Genomic DNA, 18,231 nt, shown 5'->3' with positions numbered 1-18,231 from the left:
TTAGCGTTTGATCTTTAAGAAAAGAGGGCCTATGACCTTTGGAGAGAAAATAAGAATTCTGCGCACGGAAAAAGGTTGGATACAACAGGAACTGGCCGACGCTCTCGGTGTCAGCGTGCGAACCATAAAAAACTATGAATTAGGCGACAGCTATCCCAAAAATCGCTTGATTTATAAAAAGCTGGCGGAGATTTTCAATGTAGATGTCAACGATCTGCTCATCGAAAATGAAGAATTTATAATGCCGGAAAAGACCGACGGGTCTTATGCCGATTACCACGCCCTTAAAAGTTCCCTTAACCAAATGAAGCAGGTTTTCCGTTCGGAAAAAGTTCGACAGGACGATAAGGATGTTTTGATTCGGAAATTATGGGACTTATATTGGGACAATAAAAAATAAAAAGCGGTTGCCAAAAGGGCAGCCGCTTTTAAAATGAAATAAAAAAGGCGGCAGCCTTAAAAAAAGACTTCCGCCAGTTGCACCACCGTAGCACCACAATTCATAAGGTGATCGCTACAAGTGGCTATCTTTGGTACACCTTCAGGGACTCGAACCCTGGGCCCACTGATTAAGAGTCAGTTGCTCTACCAACTGAGCTAAAGGTGCAAACCTCAATAACAGAACTTATTATAACGCTGTAAGAGAATATTGTCCAGTGTTTATTTGCATTTTTATATGAAAATGTTCAGAAGATATTAAGAAGCGCAAAGCTAAGGAGGCTTACCATGAAAGTGAACTTAACTTTATGATAGAATAGAATAATCGAATAAAAGGAGATTATCTATGACCATTAAACAAAAGCGAACCATTGCCGGCATCAAAGGTTTCGCGTTGTGCCTTATATTATTTTACATGGCGTTCAGCCAGGTTTTTTTAGGAGGACATTTAGGTTATCAATTGATCTTTGTCCTCTTCGGCTACTTGAGCTTTGATTTATATGTTAAGACGAAAGTGCATCCGGGACCCTTTTTTGTGGAAAAAGTGCGTAGGCTTTGGCCCGAACTCATAGCTATGTTAACGATTACGATCGCAATCTACGCCATCTTTTTTACAAAAGATCTTCCCTTAGTTCGCGGGCAGGCTCTTTCCGCGGCCTTTTTCGTCAATAATATTTTTCAAGGTATACAGGGACATCCTCTGAGCATTCATCAACCGTCGCCCTTTGGCCATCTTTGGTTTATATCCCTTTTAGTGCAGTGTTATTTTATTTTTGCGCTGGCTATTACGGGGAAGAAAACCAAACAAAAGATTATGTCCGTCACATTTCTGTTATCGATCTTATCCATTATATCGGCCTTGTTACTCGGGCTATATGGTGGGCTGAACTTGGCGGAATCGCGTATTTTCTACATGCCCGACAGCAGATTATTCAGTTTTTTTATAGCTGTTCCTGTAGCGGCCTACACTTTGTTTTCTAAAAAGAACCCCCGCGTTGAAAGCCGAGAGTTCGGTATGCTGGGGATTATGATATTGTTTGTTATTTTCGTTTTGTTCATGTCGGAAGAAAACCTTGCTTACTTCGGCGGATTATTGCTTTCAAGTATTTTACTGAGTATCTTTCTCTCATTACTCTTTCGAGGAGAGACGACTTTTGAAAGTGTCTTTCACTTTCCGCTCTTTACTTTTCTTGGTGATCGAGCCTATTCCTTTTATCTTTACAGTATGCCCGTATTTTTCTTTATGCGGAAAATATCGGAACGTACAGGCCTCAATTCCACATTGGCTTCCTGGTTAGCTCTCATTTTACTTCTTTTCGTAGCTCAGGCATCTTATTATTTCTTTAATAAGCGGCGGAGAGTTGGAAAGAAGGGCATTATTGCCATAAGCGCCGCCTTTGGGATTATACTGGCTTTGAGTTTCTTCAAGCAATCCCCTGAAGTAATGAAGTCGCTGAAGAAAGAGAAGCAAATAGTAAAAACTGTAGAAAGTGAAACGACGAAGCAAAAGGAAGAGGCATCTATTACCGAGAAATTTAAACCCTCCGGCGAACTGGCCGCCGCCATCGAGCAGGTGAACGCACAGCAGCCCGAGTATAAACTTACAAACGAGGATCTCGGAAAGCTCCAAAATATTGAGGCCATGGTCTTAGGCGACAGTGCCGCTCGAGCTGCAAGAGAAGCCTATCTCAAGCTCATGCCCTCCCTTCGTATTCACGGAGACATTAACTTAACGCCGGCGTGGTATGTGGAGCGTGTTCAGGAATATCAAGGCGACGGGCCTATCGTCTTACAGTTGGGGAACGATTTGAAATTAGAGTATAATGATGTTAAGTCAATTATCGATGCAGCGGAAGGTAAACCGATCTATTTGCTTACTGTCGTGACATCCGATGATTTTGAAGATCAAAACAACGATATATTCTATCGAATCGCCGACAGCTACGAGAATGTTAAGATCGTGGACTGGCACAAAGAGGCAAAAGTCCAGTCAGATTTCTTTGACGAAGACGGAAAGATGAATCAGCCGGCTACACGGCTTATGGCGCATATGTTGGGTCACAGCCTGCTTTACGATAAGCCAACGGCCACAAATGTAGATGAAGAGGATTCCGAGGAATCCAAAAGCAAGACGACGACCGAATCGAATCTCCGCTCCGGAGAAGACGATCGTGGAAGTAATATAGAGAAACCGAGATAGAAAGGATTGAAAATGGAAAAAGTAAAAAGTTACTGGAATCGTCCGGAAGTTCAAGAAGATATGATGACCTTTGCAGAAGATTATAAGCTATTTCTCGATCGCTCCAAAACGGAGCGTATGGCCGTTACGGAAATCGAACGTATCGCAAAAGATGCGGGATACAAAGATTTAGATGATGCGGAAAAACTCCAAAAAGGCGACCGAGTGTATGTAAACAATAAGGGTAAATCTATTATGCTCTTTGACATCGGGGAAGATCCGGAAAAGGGCATGGCCATTATTGCGAGCCATATCGATTCTCCGCGATTGGATGTAAAGCCCAATCCTCTCTATGAAGAGGAGAACGTGGCTCTCTTTAAGACCCACTATTACGGCGGCATTAAAAAATACCAATGGACCGCCATCCCTCTGGCTATTCACGGCGTTATGTTCAAAAAAGACGGTACGAAAGTGGATGTGCATATCGGAAGCGATCCTGAAGATCCCATCTTCACGATTACCGATCTTTTACCTCACTTGGGCAAATCACAAAACAAGAAATCTTTGGCAGAAGGCATTATCGGAGAAAAGTTAAATGTTCTAGTAGGTCACAAGCCTGGAGAAGAGGATGTAAAAGAAGCTTTACTGGCCCTTTTGAAGGAAAAATACGGCGTCGAAGAAGATGACTTTACCGTTTCTGAATTGGAAGTAGTTCCCGCTTTTTCCGCTCGGGACTTAGGATTTGATCGCAGTATGATTGCGGGCTACGGTCAAGACGACAGAGTTTGCTCTTATGCGTCTCTGCGCGCCTTTATCGATGGAAAAGATCGCGAAAAAACTTGTGTCGCCATTTTCGCCGACAAAGAAGAAATCGGATCCGTAGGCAATACCTCCATGAGTGCCAACTACTTTAAAAATGCACTCGGGGAAGTGCTCCACGCCATGGGGAACGATCACTATCTGGCGGTAAATCGTGCCCTCGCCAACAGCTATGTTCTATCTGCCGACGTTACGGCGGCCCTGGACCCGAACTATCCGGAGGTCATGGATAAACTAAACGCCGCACGTCTTGGCGAAGGGGTTTGTATGATGAAATATACCGGTGCCAGAGGAAAGAGCGGTACAAGCGATGCCAATGCGGAATTTCTCGCCGAACTTCGCAAAAAATTCGAAGAAGACGGCATTATCTGGCAAGTGGGAGAAATGGGTAAAGTCGACGAAGGCGGCGGCGGCACCGTTGCTTATATTCTGGCCGAAACGGGAGCGGAAGTCGTAGACCTCGGCACTGCACTGTTTTCCATGCACGCGCCCTACGAAGTGGCTTCCAAAGCCGATATTTATTCCACTTATAAAGCTTACGCGAGCTTTCTTACGATGAAATAAAGGTTTACAATCCTGTGAAGATTATGTTATACTTACGTAGTCTTCACGAGCCGGAGTGATGGAATTGGCAGACGTACTGGACTCAAAATCCAGCGGTGGCAACACCGTGCGGGTTCAAGTCCCGCCTCCGGCACCAAAGATAAGAAAAGCCTGATTGCATTTGCAATCAGGCTTTTTTAATAGATTAATTTAAACTTATAGAGATTCACCGGAATGTGATTTCAGAGGGGCTACACGTTCCTACTTATAGCTATAATCAATCAGAATATCTTCACCCAGCGGATTTAAATTTTCGTCATGTGCGGCGTCAACTTTTAATTTAAAACTCTTAATCTCTTTAGCGGGAGTTTTAGAATAAAATACGACTACTCCTTCTTTTTCAACGGTGCCTATAAACTCTCCTCCCAGTTCTTCGCTGGAGAGAAGGTCAGCGTTTATCTGTTCTTTTTCATTCACCACGAGAACCCCTTGATCGGGATAGAATGAGTTAGTTTCTTTCTCGGCATTAGAAGTTTTCATTTCAACAAAAATTGCCGATTTAATATCTTCTCCAAATAATTCTTTAGCTTGTTTGGTGGGTTCAAATCCCATAACGGAGATGCTCTTTAGAAAAAGCTTCAGGGGGCCAGAAGAGTATTCTTCGTTAATAGGTCCAGACTGATTGACAACAGTAAATGTTCCTATATTAGGATCATTTACTTTTTTTCCGATATTTGATTCCTCTTGTTTGTCAGATGAGGGTTCTTGTTCGGTTTGAGAAACTGCGGTATTTTCATTTGAATTGCTTTTTACTGAGGTTTCTTTGTTGCATGCTGTAAGTGCTAACAAGGCGCATAGAACAATGGCTAATTTCTTCATAATTCCTCCTTAAGAATTGTAACTAAATCTATAGGTATTTATGTAAAAGCATCTAAAATGCTACTAACTAAATGAGACACCAGGATAAAACCCGTAATCTCTAAATCATAAAACTCAGGAAATGATGCGACTTAAAGCATTACAAATGTATCGTGCTATCGAATTGAATATATATTATCATTTTTTTCTTCTTATGACAAAAGAGGGTTTAATAATTATGATTTTCAAACAACTAAAAGATTGCACATTGAACTGTATATTATATAATCGAATCAAGTAATGAATAAGGAGGAATAGTATGAAAAAGATATTGGCAGTTATCTCTTTATGCATTTTATTATGCGCTCCCACGCCGGTTATGGCGGCGAAACCGACGACGCAGACGTTTGTCGTGAATAATCGTGTAGTAGATTGTGTGGCTTATAATATCGACGGCTACAATTATTTTAAACTTCGCGATGTAGTCAAAGGTCTGAGCGATACGGGAGACAAGATCAACGTCCGCTATGATCGCGAGGGGCGGGTGGTCGAAGTTGTGCCGGGCGAGGCTTATGTTTCCTCTCCCAAAGAGGAAGGAAAAACTGCGGCGATCGAAGTTCCCGATTCCCAAGTAGTAATGGGTCATGCCAAGGTAAAAATTAATGGAGCGGTTCGAGAAGTGGAAAGCTGTAATATTTCAGGCTATAACTTTTTGAAGATCCGAAGTTTAGGTGAGGTGCTTTCTAAAGAGGTGGGCTATGACAGTGCAAAACGCGCGGTCCATATCGGAATATATGATGGTTCCAAGGTGAAGATTCCGTCGAAACCCGCGGCATCTCAATCAAAACCGGCGCCGGCAGTAGCGCCTGTACAGGGCAATGTTTCCGTATCGAAACAGACGGTAGCAGGCGTTCGCCTTAATATCGTCACGGTGCCCAATGATCCGAATTTAAAATTCAGCGTCGAAAAGGGACATAATCGACTGGTGGGCGCAGAGCCTTTCAGTTCCATCATTAAGCGGACGTCGCCATTGGTGGCGGTGAACGGAAACTTTTTCGATGCCTATCGCACCCTCGTGCCCTACGGCAATATTATGAGCAAAGGCCGGGTGATTCAGGGGATCGGAAACGACGGCGCGTTTGTGCGCACATCTTCCGGGAAGAATATTATCGGTCAGCCTACGGTGATCCACTCCTTCGATACGGGCCACGGTAAATTCAGCGCCTGGTATACTAATGCCGGTCTCAACGATAATACGGCCATCGCCGTATTTAATCCCTATTACGGAAATAGTGTTAAGCTCCCCCAAGGGACACATTTTGTCGTAACAAACGGTAAGGTCAGTTCAACGGGAGGCGGAGGAAATGTGGGAATTCCTCAAAACGGATATATCATTTTCTTCGCGGCCAATGCCGTTAATAAGGCGGGCATTCCTCGAATGATCAAAGTAGGAGACGCTATTCAAGATAAGATTGTTTTAGATAAAGAACCTCGTCTCGCCGGGGAAACTGTAGATGCTCTCGTAGCGGCCGGACCCATGCTCGTAAAAGACGGAAAAAATATTGCGGCTACTGCAGCGTCAAATTATGAAGGAAAGATTCGCAATCAAAATGCGGGCCGCTCCGCTATCGGTGTAAAGGCCGACGGCACGGTGGTCATCGTAACAGGGAAGGCCACGGTAGTGAACATGGCAAATGCCATGATTCAACTGGGTTGCGTAGAAGCGACGAATTTAGACGGCGGTGCATCTTCCGCTCTCTATGCCAATGGCAGAGTGATTACTTCGCCGGGTCGCAATCTTAATACGGTGCTCACTATTAAAAAATAATATCGGAATGAATGAAAGCAGAGAGTTTAACGCTCTCTGCTTTTTGCTGTTTACATAAGTGATTATTCTCCTATTACGTCAAATAAAATTTCTCCGTCTCGCACCATAAAGAGAAGCTCTGCCGGATGGGCGACTGAGGTGATGACGAGGGCGACGGGAGGGGTAAAGTGTTTCGCAAGGCTTTTCGACAGGTCCAATATACTGCTCCGAGCGCCACGCCACCCCTTCATTACTTCCTCCTGTCGGTAGCCCAGTTCAAGGACGCCGGCAGCCATGGCTAGTCCGTCTTTAAGCTCCATAAGCACGATCGCGTGTTCTTCGTCGACGGTGATGTCGGCAATAGGCGTTAAGCTCTTTTTTATGACGGGATAGGCGTAGCGGGCGGGGTAGAGGGAAGGAGTTTTTTCATTTTCCTTTGCGACAACGTGAGAGCGGAAAAGATTCTTTATATCGGTGGGAGCAACGGGATCATTTTTCGGGTGACTGGTCTCCTCCAGTAAACTTAATAATAAAATATCTTTAAAATCCATAGAGCACCTCTTTTAAAAAATTGTATCAGAAGGCGGAAGTAGATCCAAAGGGGTTTGGCGGTTATATTAAATCCCGCACCGATTGTTTTAAGCTTTTACATAGTCTTGTGTATAATAATGTAGAGGAGGATCTATGAACCAGAATACTATGTTAATTATCGACGGGAGCAGTTTGTTTTTCCGCGCATTTTACGCGCTCCCTCTATTAAAAACGAAACGGGGGCTTTATACCAATGCGGTGTACGGCTTTGTTTCCATGATGGAAAATGCCATCGAGCAAATCGATCCGGATTATTTGCTCGTGTGTTTCGATCAAAAGGGCAGAACCTTCCGACATAAACTTTACGACGAATACAAGGGTACCCGTCAAAAGACACCGACGGAACTGGATCAGCAGTGGCCCTATCTGATGGAAATTTTAAAGAGCATGAAGATCAAGACCGTGGATTCCCCGGAATATGAGGCCGACGATTTGGCGGGCACGGTGGCGTCTCTCGGGAAAGAAGCAGGCCACAAGGTCTATTTATTAACGGGAGACAGAGATTATCTTCAGCTTGTGGACGAGAGTGTGTTCGCTCTTATGACGAAAAAGGGGATCACCAATCTCGAGGTTTACGATGTGGATCGCATTAAAAAGGAATACGAGCTCACACCCGATCAACTTATCGACTTAAAGGGGCTTATGGGCGACAGCAGCGATAATATTCCCGGCGTACCGGGCATCGGCGAGAAGACGGGCATTAAGCTTTTAAAAGATTTCCATTCCTTGGAAGGTGTTTACGACCATATCGATGAAATAAGTGGAAAGAAGCGAAAAGAAAATCTTATCGAATTCCAACAACAGGCATTTCTCAGTAAAAAACTCGGGGAAATTATTACGGATATGCCCCTGGACTTCGAACTGGAAGATTTAAAGCGCAATCCTTATGACTTAGACAGTCTTCGGGAACTTTACACGCGCTACGAGTTTTTCACGCTTTTGAAACGCCTTCCCGGCGAAGAGGGTGAAGTGGAAGAAACCGGCGTCGAAAGCTTAAATGTCGTTACTATGAAAGAGTCTTTAGATGCGATCAAAGGGAAGGACAAGGTGATGATCCACATCGTTACCGACGAAAAACCCTATCGCGACGGCAAGATTCTCTATCTTCTACTTTCGGATCTGGAAAAAGGATATATTGTAAAAGAGCCGACGGATGACGATTTTAAAGCGATGAAAGAGCTCCTGGAAGATGATAAGGTGAACATTTGCGGAATCGATTTAAAAGATCTTTTCCTCTTCGCCTTCCGGGACGATATGGAGATTACGGGGGTGGATTTCGACAGTGCCATTGCCGAATATCTCTTGGATCCTGCAAAATCTAATTATGAGCCATCCCATTTAATCGGCCTGTATGAAAACTATACGGTCGTGCCGCCGGAGGAATTTTTAGGAAAGGGCAAAAAGAAAAAATCGCCTCTGGAGATGGAGGAGGAGATGGTAAAATACCTCTCCGAAATCCACACCTATCTTCCCAAAGTTATGGTGGAACAAAAGAAAAAGCTCGAGGATCTGCAGATGTGGAATCTTTTCTCCACGATCGAAATGCCCTTGGTGGAAACTTTGGCCTCTATGGAGTTTGAAGGCATGACCTGCGATATATCCGTTCTCGAAGATATTGGGGAGAATTTAACCGAAGAAATCGACGGTTTGGAGAAAAAGATTTACGAACTGGCAGGAAGAGAGTTTAATATTAATTCCCCGAAGCAACTTTCGGAGGTTCTATTCGAAGATTTAGAGCTTACGCCCATTAAAAAGACGAAGACCGGCTACAGCACCAATCAGGAAGTTTTGGAAAAGCTGAGCAGTGAGCACGAGATCATCGATTTAATTTTAGATTACCGTCAGCTCAGTAAGATTCAATCCACTTATGTAGAGGGATTAAAAGCCGAAATTACGGAAGACGGCAAGATTCATTCCACTTTCCGGCAAACTGTAACGGCTACGGGGCGGATTTCTTCGACAGAGCCGAATCTGCAAAATATCCCCATTAAAACGGAAGTAGGTCGTTCCATTCGAAAAGCCTTTGTGGCGAAAAATGACCATCTCTTGATCGACGCCGACTATTCCCAAATCGAGCTTAGGATTTTAGCCCACGTCTCGAAAGACGAAGTGATGCAGGCGGCATTTAATGAGGGCGCCGATATCCATACCACCACCGCCTCTCAGGTATTTCACGTGGACAAGGATGAAGTCACGAAACTCATGCGTTCCCGGGCCAAGGCGGTAAACTTCGGCATCGTGTACGGCATCAGCGACTACGGTCTTTCTCAGGATTTAAATATTTCGAGAAAAGAAGCCAAAGAATATATCGATAATTACCTTCATAAATTCAGCGGCGTGCACCGGTTTATGGAAGAAATCGTGGAGACGGGAAAAGAACAAGGCTATGTGGAAACTCTATTCCATCGCAGACGCTATATTCCCGAGCTTGCCGCGAAGAATTTCAGCGTGCGTTCTTTTGGCGAGCGTATCGCACTCAATATGCCGATCCAAGGGACGGCGGCGGATATGATAAAAAAAGCCATGGTGTCGGTTTACGCTAAATTAAAAGAAAAGAATTTGAAGTCCAGACTATTACTTCAAGTTCACGACGAACTCATCGTGGAAGCGACGGCGGACGAAGCGGAATATGTAAAACAACTTTTAGTGGAAACTATGGAAGCGGCTTTGCCACTTTCCATACCGGTAAAAGTAGATGTAGAGACAGGAGAAAATTGGTATGAGTCTAAATAAAATTGCAATTACGGGAACCATCGGTTCGGGAAAAAGCGCCCTTTCCGCCTATTTGCTGGGCTGGGACTATATGGTAATCGACGCCGACGAAGTGGGACGCTTTTTAGTGGAACCGGGAAGCGATCTCTTAAAAGAAATCGACGCCGCCTTTCCGGAAGGAATCCTCGCTTCAGACGGAAGCTTAAATCGTGAAAAATTGGGAGAAATTATTTTCAACGACGAGGAAAAACGCAAAAAGCTGAACAGCATCATGCATCCGGCCATTTCTAAATATATTTTAAAGATAATCGAGGACCGTAAGGGAACTATATTTTTCGAAGTGCCCCTGCTCTTTGAAAATAGGAAGGCTTTGGAAGAGGAAGGCCTCACCTTCGACGAAGTGTGGCTCGTCGATGCCGACGACGCTGTACGCATTGAGCGTATAATGGCAAGGGATCAAATCAGCGAAGAATACGCAAAGCAAAAGATTGCAAGCCAAATGCCTGCGGAAGAAAAGCGGGCCCTCGCCGATAAAATTTTCGAAAACTCAGGCGATTTAATGTCCCTTTACAGCCAAGTGGACGAGGCCCTCGAGGAGATGCGCGGTGAAGAAATCTAAATTTCTCGTCCTCCTACTGGCGACTCTACTCCTTACATCTTGCGGAATCCTGCCCGGTTCCGGCAAAGTGATCGAGGAAAAAGGAGGACCGAAGGAAGCGGACGGGGGAACGCTCACCGTGCCTCTTACGAACTTCGATACCTTAAATCCGCTGCTTACGAACAATAATTCATACTATCAATTAAGTAATTTACTTTACGATCGCCTCTTTACCTACGAAGGTAGCGGACGAATGGTACCCTCTTTGGTGGAACACGTGGAAACATCCGACGGCGGAAAGCGCGTCAGCCTGACCATTAAAAAGGATATTTATTGGGAAGACGGCACGCCCCTTACTACCACGGACATTGCCAAGACTTTCGAGGCGGTAAAAGCCTGTCCGGACGGCACAATATATAAAGATGCCATGCGGCGAATTATGGGCACATCCAATATTGAGGGCGCCGCTCGCGCCATCGTCTTTGATGACCGAAACATCGATTTTGAATTCGACAGAAGTTACGGAAATTATATGGAAATCCTTTCTTTTCCCATATTACCCGCTCATATTTACGGGGAAGAGGGAATGCTTGAAAAAGATGATTTTCTGGTCGTGGCATCCGGTCCTTTTACCCTTAAGAAATGGGACAAAAATAAGCGACTTTATCTTGAAAAGAATCAAAACTATTACGGGAGTCTGCCCTATATTGATGAAATCGTCGGGATTATCTTTTCGGACGATAAAGCCATTCAACAGGCCTACGATGCCGGGCAGGTGGATCTTTGCGCCATCGACGACTACACCTGGGATCGTTACCGGAGCGATAAAAAGAGTACGGTGGAATCCTTCGAAACGCAAAACCTCGAGGTGCTGGCTATGAACACGGCGGACCCCCTTTTGCAAGATGTGGATCTTCGCCGCGCCATCGATTTCAGCGTCAACAAAGAGCGCATCATTGACAGCTTGTATCTTTCACAGGGAACCATGGCCACTTTTTTCGTCAATCCGAAACTTTCAAGCGGTCTGTTTACGCGAGAGGAATCCTATTTGAGTGTCGATACCGCCGTAAGCATTTTGGAAAAGGCGGGATATCGCGATGTAGACGGCGACGGATATAGGGAAAACAAAGAGGGCGGCCCCATGGAGCTTCGAATTCTCGCCAATCCTCTAAACCACCGAATGCAAACCGAGGCTCAAATGATTGCCGAAGATTTAAAGAAAGTGGGCTTAAAGGTCCGTTTACAAAGCCCGGGTGCGGAAAACAATATGGAAGAGGGAGAAGAAGAGGAGCAGAAGACGCAAGCCACCGATTTCGCCTCTATGCTTAGAAGCGGAAGCTATCAAATGGCCGTCTTAGGCATGGATTTTTCCGCCGTAGCCGATCTGAACGCCGTATTAGGGTCTTCCGGCAGTATGAACATCAGCCGTTATGGCAATGAAGAAATGAATGAGCTCTTAAAAAAACTCGGGAGAGAACAAGATCCCGAAAAGCGGAAAGTCATTATCGATAAGATTTATAAAACCTTTCGCAAAGATGCGCCCTATGTGCCCATCGTCTTTAAACAGAATGTTCTCGTAAGCGGATCCAATGTAAAAGGGATGATGCGACCCAATGCTTATTTCATTTACAACGGAATCAACGATATATCCGTTTTAAAGACGGCGAATGATAAAAATACAGAGAAAAAATAAGAGAGGAATCTGTAGAGATTCCTCTTTTACATTTTATGAAAATCATGTATAATAAAACTCATCTCAAAAAGCGAAGAGGTTTAAAAAATAGAATTAAAAAACATTTTACAAACCTTTCGATTTATGTTAATATTAATAATTGTTGAGCGGAGATGCTGGAATCGGCAGACAGGCATGTTTGAGGGGCATGTGTGAGTCATCACGTGAGGGTTCAAGTCCCTTTCTCCGCACCAAATTAACCCGCACCGAAAGGTGCGGGTTTTTGCTATATAAAAACTTTCATACTCTACTTCATATGGACAAGCTATAATACTATTATGGAAGAGAGGTGGAGAATGTGTTAAAATCTGCGATTTACGGTCTTGCCGTAGGAGATGCTCTGGGCGTTCCCTACGAATTTAAAGAACGCGGAAGTTTTACATGTGAGACCATGACAGGTTACGGTACATGGAATAAAGCGCCGGGAACATGGTCCGACGATACGAGTATGACCCTTGCGACACTAGATTCTCTAAAAGAAAAAGACCGTGTGGACTGCGAAGATATAAGAGAAAAGTTTTGCAACTGGCTTTACGAGGACGCGTACACGGCAGAAGATGAAACGTTTGATGTAGGTACGACGACCCGTATGGCCCTTCAGAGTGGAGAGGGCTTAAAAGATTATTTTTCAAACGGGAACGGATCCTTGATGCGAATTTTACCCTTGGCTTTTTTTGATGTGACCGATGAAGAGATCATGAAAGTATCTGCCATAACCCATGGACATGAACTTTCCATGAATGCTTGTGTAGAATATGTTCACTTGGCGCGACATTTGATCGAAGGAAAAGAAATCAAGAAAGAAGAGATTCGAAAAAAGCCCATGGAAGAAATCGAATCCTCGGGTTTCGTAGGTCATACTCTGGAGGCATCGATCTGGTGTTTGCTTAATACAAGCTCTTATAGCGAGGCCGTCTTAACGGCAGTAAACCTCGGCGGCGATACAGATACCACCGCTGCCGTTACAGGAGGTTTGGCGGGAATTCTATACAGTTACGATGCCATACCGAAAGAGTGGATCGCTACATTAAAAAACAAAGATTGTATCGATTTGATTTTGAACAAATAAAAGAAGCGCGGAAAAAATTCCGCGTTTTTTTAAATCCCCTTCACTCATCATATTTACATGAAAAATTCTCTGTGCTATAATTATTGGGTACTGATTTGCGGGAATGCTGGAATTGGCAGACAGGCAAGATTCAGGATCTTGTGTGATTCGTCACGTGGGGGTTCAAGTCCCTTTTCCCGCACCAAAATGAGCCGCGCCGAAAGGTGCGGTTTTTTTGTATCTGAATTTACGTGAAAGGGTATAGCTCCAATAGGTGATAGTATGAATCGTGTTATAAAACGTATGGCAGATTTGGCCGATAAACACAGTTTGGAAATGATTCCCTGCGCTCCTTCGGCTGTAAGTTTGGCGGCGGCGAGAATTCGAGGCATCCCCGTCGTCCTCTACGGCTTTGATGAAAGTCGACATGGAGGCGCTCTTGGAATCTTTGAAGGGAAAGCCCTTCTTAAAGGCTTTCAAATTGCCCGGAAAGCGGAAGTTCCCCTTATAGGCCTCGTGGCGTCAGCGGGAGCTGATCTATTAGACGGAAAAGGATCATTGTTGGCAGCCGCAAAAGTCTTTAGGGCGTGTAAGGATCTGACCGTTCCTCATTTGTACCTATCTTACGGAACGTGCATCGGGGCAAGTGCCTATCTATCCTCTTTAGCGGACCTTACTCTGGCGGTGAAGGACGCGTCTTATTTTTGCTTGACGGGGCCTAGAATTGTAGAAGCGTCTATTTTTGAAAAAGCGAGTTTAAAAGAATTAGGGGACAGTGTACATTTTGCCACCTTAGGCGGATGCCATATTTTGGCGAATTCGGAAAGTGAAATGGGGGAAGCGGCAAAAGAACTTTTGACTTATCTCAAGAGAGACCGACGATTCTCTGAAGCTCCTATAAAAAATCCGCCGGATAAAAGACCCTTCTCCATGGCGGAGATTATCGATAGCTTTATCGACGGGAATTCCTCCATCGAGCTCTGGAAATTGTGGGCGCCTAATGTTATAACGTCTTTTGCTTATGTGGCCGGGCATCGAGTAGCCATTGTCGCCAATAATCCGGAGTTTGCCGGAGGCGTCATTGATTTCGAAAGCGCTAAGAAAATGGCGTCGTTCTATACTTTGTGTGAAAGATTTCATATTCCCGTCGTGAGCCTCGTGGATACGCCGGGATTTTTGCCGGGTACTGAATCGGAGCGGGAGGGTGTTCTCCTTTCCGGAGGCGAATTGTTAAGAGCATACATGAACCATTGCGTCCCGAAAATAACGGTGGCCGTGGGGAAGGTACTTGGCGGATCCTATATGGCAATGGGTTCTCCCGCTATGGGAGGCAAGGCTTATGCTGCCTTTCCCGAGTCTCTGATCGGCGTGATGGCGCCTTCTTTAGAATCTGAAATCTTAAAGGTAAGGAGAACGAATATTGGAGATGCGTCCATTTCTTCTTTTGCAGCAAAGGAAAGGGGCATCGTCGACGACATTATTTATCCTTCGGATCTACGGAGCTATGTAAGGAGGAAGTTAGTATGAACGCTTCATTGCCGGGCCGTATTGAAGAAATAAAATTCAGAGACGGCGAGTGGGTCGAAGAAGGACGTGCAGTTTTAATTATTGAAAGCATGAAAATGAATATTCCGCTCTATGCAAAAAGTAATGGAAAGATCTTCTATTTCGTGGAGGAAGACGAGTTTGTATTAAGAGGGAAAAAGTTATTTATAATTGAAGATTGATTTGTTTAGATAATAGCGGTAACACGGTTACTTCCCCAAAGGCTCGGGAATAGCCGTGTTATTTTATTATGTATAAACAGAACAAATTTTTAAAACCCTAACCATTTCTTTCTTACATTTTTTCTAAATACTAGATTTTTAATACTGCTTTTGATAAGATAAATAAAGATGAAAGCTGAAAAGCCAAGGAGAGGGGAACCAGCAGGTTCCTTTCTTCTCGTTGCAGGCAAAACGCTTGCACGGCGATTCGTTTTTTAAAAATGCAAGGGGTGAAAGAATGGCAAAGACGAATCTCACTTTTTCTGTCGGCGGTGTTCATTTTGATGAACATAAAGAGCTGTCAGAAGGAGTCGCTATTGAAGTAATGCCTTCACCGAAAGTGGTTCGTATTCCTATGAGCCAACACATCGGTGCTCCGTGTCAACCTACTGTATCGGTAGGGGATCACGTATTGAGAGGGCAAATCGTCGGAAATTCCGGCGCGTTTATTTCTGCGGCCGTACATAGCAGTGTATCGGGTGAAGTCGTATCCATTGAAAAGGGATATGCTGCAAACGGCATGTATACGGATATGGTCGTTATCGAAAATGATGGAAAAGATGAATTGGATCCTTCCATTAAACCGATCGAAAATTACGAAGACTTAACGATCGATGAGCTCGTGGCCTTAGTTAAGGACGCAGGCATTGTCGGTATGGGGGGTGCCGGCTTCCCGCTGCACGCGAAGCTGAAAAGTGATGACCCGGCACTGGATGTGGTGATTTTAAACGGTGCGGAATGTGAACCGTTCTTAACATGTGACCACCGTCTAATGCTCGAACAGGCCGACGAATTATTTGATTCTCTCAAATTATTCCAAGATCTTTATAAGACTGACGAGGCTTATTTGGCTATCGAAGAAAACAAACCCGATGCCATCGAAAAAGCCAACGAAATGGTCGCTACTAAGTATCCGACCCTGAAAGTCGCTACGATGCAGACGAAATATCCTCAAGGGGATTCCAAGCGTCAATCGGAAGCTGTTTGCGGACGTATCGTTCCTCAAAACGGCGTTACCAACGACGTAGGAGTCTTTTTGACCAATGTTCAAACGTCGAAAGCTTTTTACGATTTAATTCGTAAGGGCATGCCCTCTATCGAGCGAATTTTAACGGTTTCCGGATCCGGCATTGAAAAGCCGAAGAACTTACTCGTTCGCGTAGGTACACCGGTTCAAGACATTCTCGATTACTGCGGAGTCAAAGACAATGTAGTTGAATTTATTTGCGGCGGACCGATGACGGGTAAATCCATCTTCGATTTTAACTCGCCCATTACAAAGACTTCTTCCGGTATTTTAGCTTTTACCGATGCAGAAATCGACGATGCAAAAGAAGGCCCCTGTATTCAATGCGGTCGCTGTGTAGATCATTGTCCGGCAAATATTAATCCGACGCGGATCAATGCTTCGATTCTTCGCAATCGAATCGATCTCTGTCAAGAGTATCACGCCGACCAATGTATGGAATGCGGTATCTGTTCCTTCGTTTGCCCGGCAAAACGTTACTTAAGCGAATCTACGAAACTCGCTAAACGCGAAGTTCGCGCCAATGCTCGTAAATAGTAGGAGGTCAAGATGGATAACAAGGTTACAACCAAATCTCCTAGTTTACAAGGAGATGGACGCTTCGTACAATTAGCGCCTCATATTCGTTCTAATGAATCTGTAACGAAGATTATGCGCGATGTCATCATCGCTTTGGCACCGGCGGTTATTGCCAGTGTGTATTTCTTCGGAATGAATGCACTTATTATTTATTTAATCAGTGTGGTCTGCTGTGTAGGCAGTGAATTTATCTACCAAAAACTGGCCGGAAAAGAAAGCCAAATCGGCGACTTGTCGTCGGTAGTAACCGGTCTATTGCTCGCCATGAACATGCCGGCCGGCGTACCCTGGTACGTGCCTGCGCTTTCGGCGGTCTTTGCGATCATCATCGTTAAAGAAGCTTTCGGCGGTATCGGCGGCAACTTCGTAAACCCGGCCCTTGCAGGCCGTGCCATGGCCATGCTTTCCTGGCCCCAAATTATGGCGACCTACACCGTTCCGGGCGTCGACGCCGCTTCGGCCGCTACGCCCCTAACGATTATCAAATCCGGTGAAAATCTGGCGTCATTACCGCCGCTACAAGATATGTTCTTAGGAAATATCGGTGGCGTTATCGGAGAAACTTCGGCGCTGTTATTATTAATCGGTGCTTGCTACTTATTGATTCGTAAAGTTATCGACTGGAAGATCCCCGTCATCTACATTCTTACGACGGTCGTCTTCTTACTCGTCTTCGGCATCAACATGGATCTTATTCCCTATGAAGTCTTAGGCGGCGGTTTAATGCTAGGTGCCTTATTTATGGCGACAGACTACAGTTCCACGCCTCAAGGTGCAAAGGGCAAGATTATTTTCGCTATCGGATGCGGATTAATTACAGCCCTCATCCGTACCAAAGGTAATATGGCGGAAGGTGTTTCTTACTCCATTCTTCTTATGAACGTAGCCAGCCCGTTGATCGAACGTTTCACCAAAACGGAAGCATATGGGGAGGCAAAGTAAATGGCAAATTATTTTAAAACCGGCTTCATCCTCTTAGTCATTTCAGCAGTGGCTGCAGGAGCACTTGCTGTTGTCAACGGTATGACTGTTGATGTTATCGCTCAAGCTGAATTTGAGAAATCTGTTGAAGCTTATCAAGAAATCTATGGCGACAAGGCTGACACCTTTGAACCTATTGACGAAGCTAAAAAGGCAGCTCTCGTTGAAAAATACGGGGACATTCAAGATGTTTTTGTTGCTAAAAAAGGTGATGAAATCGTCGGTTACGGCGTGAACCACAAAGCGAGCGGTTATGGCGGCGAAATGACCAATGCCATCGGCTTGTTAAACGACGGAACCATCGCCGGTTTCAGAAACATTCAAAACGGTGAAACCCCCGGTATCGGTACTCAAATTACAGAACCCACTTATTTCAAAGGGTTTGAAGGTAAGACCTTTAAAAACGGCGAAGTTAAGGGCAATAAAGAGCCTTCCGCAGAAGATGAGATTCCCTTAATTACAGGTGCGACCGTATCTTCTACCGCCGTCCTTAAAGGTGTCAATTCCATTCTTCCCGCCTATGAAGAAATCAGTGCAGAGTAGGAGGTAAGTC

The 18,231-nt window shown here is 44.7% G+C and carries 15 protein-coding genes and 4 tRNA genes; 16 read left to right on the top strand and 3 right to left on the bottom strand.

The features are described 5' to 3' along the window. Positions 1-31 precede the first annotated feature (31 nt). Complete coding sequence (locus tag PEPTYR26121_RS02985; protein ID WP_180499056.1) at positions 32-400, top strand: helix-turn-helix domain-containing protein; 369 nt, start codon at positions 32-34, stop codon at positions 398-400. A 131-nt stretch (positions 401-531) separates the two neighbouring features. Here the strand turns inward: PEPTYR26121_RS02985 and PEPTYR26121_RS02980 are convergent. Next, positions 532-607: transfer RNA gene (locus PEPTYR26121_RS02980), tRNA-Lys, on the bottom strand. A gap of 177 nt (positions 608-784) precedes the next feature. Here PEPTYR26121_RS02980 and PEPTYR26121_RS02975 point away from each other — a divergent pair. The 3 genes from PEPTYR26121_RS02975 to PEPTYR26121_RS02965 all read left to right on the top strand — a co-directional run bounded on the left by PEPTYR26121_RS02975 (position 785) and on the right by PEPTYR26121_RS02965 (position 4,136). Continuing rightward, positions 785-2,638, top strand: a complete 1,854-nt coding sequence (locus PEPTYR26121_RS02975) for an acyltransferase family protein (protein ID WP_180499054.1) — start codon at positions 785-787, stop codon at positions 2,636-2,638. A gap of 12 nt (positions 2,639-2,650) precedes the next feature. Continuing rightward, positions 2,651-4,000, top strand: coding sequence for an aminopeptidase (locus tag PEPTYR26121_RS02970; protein ID WP_180499052.1), 1,350 nt, complete (start codon positions 2,651-2,653; stop codon positions 3,998-4,000). 49 nt (positions 4,001-4,049) lie between these two features. After that, a tRNA-Leu gene (locus tag PEPTYR26121_RS02965) sits at positions 4,050-4,136 on the top strand. Positions 4,137-4,240: 104 nt separating this feature from the next. Here the strand turns inward: PEPTYR26121_RS02965 and PEPTYR26121_RS02960 are convergent. Next, entirely contained in the window at positions 4,241-4,858 is a 618-nt protein-coding gene (locus tag PEPTYR26121_RS02960) for a membrane lipoprotein lipid attachment site-containing protein (protein ID WP_180499051.1), read from the bottom strand. 298 nt (positions 4,859-5,156) lie between these two features. Here PEPTYR26121_RS02960 and PEPTYR26121_RS02955 point away from each other — a divergent pair, with 298 nt between their 5' ends. After that, positions 5,157-6,665 (top strand): phosphodiester glycosidase family protein, encoded by a 1,509-nt coding sequence (locus PEPTYR26121_RS02955; protein WP_180499049.1) that lies wholly within the window; start codon positions 5,157-5,159, stop codon positions 6,663-6,665. Between the two features lie 62 nt (positions 6,666-6,727). Here PEPTYR26121_RS02955 and PEPTYR26121_RS02950 read toward each other — a convergent pair whose 3' ends face one another. Continuing rightward, positions 6,728-7,195 (bottom strand): hypothetical protein, encoded by a 468-nt coding sequence (locus tag PEPTYR26121_RS02950; protein WP_180499047.1) that lies wholly within the window; start codon positions 7,193-7,195, stop codon positions 6,728-6,730. Between the two features lie 133 nt (positions 7,196-7,328). Between PEPTYR26121_RS02950 and polA the strand changes: the two genes are divergently transcribed. From polA to PEPTYR26121_RS02895, 11 genes are all read left to right on the top strand, one after another. After that, positions 7,329-9,968, top strand: coding sequence for a DNA polymerase I (gene polA, locus PEPTYR26121_RS02945; protein WP_180499045.1), 2,640 nt, complete (start codon positions 7,329-7,331; stop codon positions 9,966-9,968). Beyond that, the gene (gene coaE / locus PEPTYR26121_RS02940) at positions 9,955-10,566 is read left to right on the top strand and encodes a dephospho-CoA kinase (protein WP_180499043.1); all 612 of its coding nucleotides are present in this window, start codon (positions 9,955-9,957) and stop codon (positions 10,564-10,566) included. Before polA ends, coaE begins: the two co-directional genes overlap by 14 nt. Beyond that, entirely contained in the window at positions 10,553-12,238 is a 1,686-nt protein-coding gene (locus PEPTYR26121_RS02935; protein WP_180499041.1) for an ABC transporter substrate-binding protein, read from the top strand. The genes coaE and PEPTYR26121_RS02935 overlap by 14 nt, the downstream gene beginning before the upstream one ends. A 146-nt stretch (positions 12,239-12,384) precedes the next feature. Continuing rightward, positions 12,385-12,471, top strand: a tRNA-Leu gene (locus tag PEPTYR26121_RS02930). A 104-nt stretch (positions 12,472-12,575) separates the two neighbouring features. Continuing rightward, the gene (locus tag PEPTYR26121_RS02925; RefSeq protein WP_246285880.1) at positions 12,576-13,346 is read left to right on the top strand and encodes an ADP-ribosylglycohydrolase family protein; all 771 of its coding nucleotides are present in this window, start codon (positions 12,576-12,578) and stop codon (positions 13,344-13,346) included. A 97-nt stretch (positions 13,347-13,443) separates the two neighbouring features. Next, a tRNA-Leu gene (locus tag PEPTYR26121_RS02920) sits at positions 13,444-13,530 on the top strand. 77 nt (positions 13,531-13,607) lie between these two features. Continuing rightward, the gene (locus PEPTYR26121_RS02915) at positions 13,608-14,852 is read left to right on the top strand and encodes a carboxyl transferase domain-containing protein (protein ID WP_180499037.1); all 1,245 of its coding nucleotides are present in this window, start codon (positions 13,608-13,610) and stop codon (positions 14,850-14,852) included. After that, positions 14,849-15,052 (top strand): acyl-CoA carboxylase biotin carboxyl carrier protein subunit, encoded by a 204-nt coding sequence (locus tag PEPTYR26121_RS02910; RefSeq protein WP_180499035.1) that lies wholly within the window; start codon positions 14,849-14,851, stop codon positions 15,050-15,052. The genes PEPTYR26121_RS02915 and PEPTYR26121_RS02910 overlap by 4 nt, the downstream gene beginning before the upstream one ends. 277 nt (positions 15,053-15,329) lie before the next feature. Further along, on the top strand, positions 15,330-16,655 hold the full coding sequence (gene rsxC, locus PEPTYR26121_RS02905) for an electron transport complex subunit RsxC (RefSeq protein ID WP_180499033.1): 1,326 nt from the start codon (positions 15,330-15,332) through the stop codon (positions 16,653-16,655). Positions 16,656-16,667: 12 nt separating this feature from the next. Continuing rightward, positions 16,668-17,639 (top strand): RnfABCDGE type electron transport complex subunit D, encoded by a 972-nt coding sequence (locus PEPTYR26121_RS02900; RefSeq protein ID WP_180499031.1) that lies wholly within the window; start codon positions 16,668-16,670, stop codon positions 17,637-17,639. After that, complete coding sequence (locus PEPTYR26121_RS02895; RefSeq protein WP_180499029.1) at positions 17,640-18,221, top strand: RnfABCDGE type electron transport complex subunit G; 582 nt, start codon at positions 17,640-17,642, stop codon at positions 18,219-18,221. Positions 18,222-18,231 lie beyond the last annotated feature (10 nt).

The sequence above is a fragment of the Aedoeadaptatus nemausensis genome (assembly GCF_903819165.1).
GTDB lineage: Bacteria > Bacillota > Clostridia > Tissierellales > Peptoniphilaceae > Aedoeadaptatus > Aedoeadaptatus nemausensis.
The sequence above is the reverse complement of the archived record's forward strand: the minus strand, read 5'-3'. Positions and strand labels throughout refer to the sequence as shown.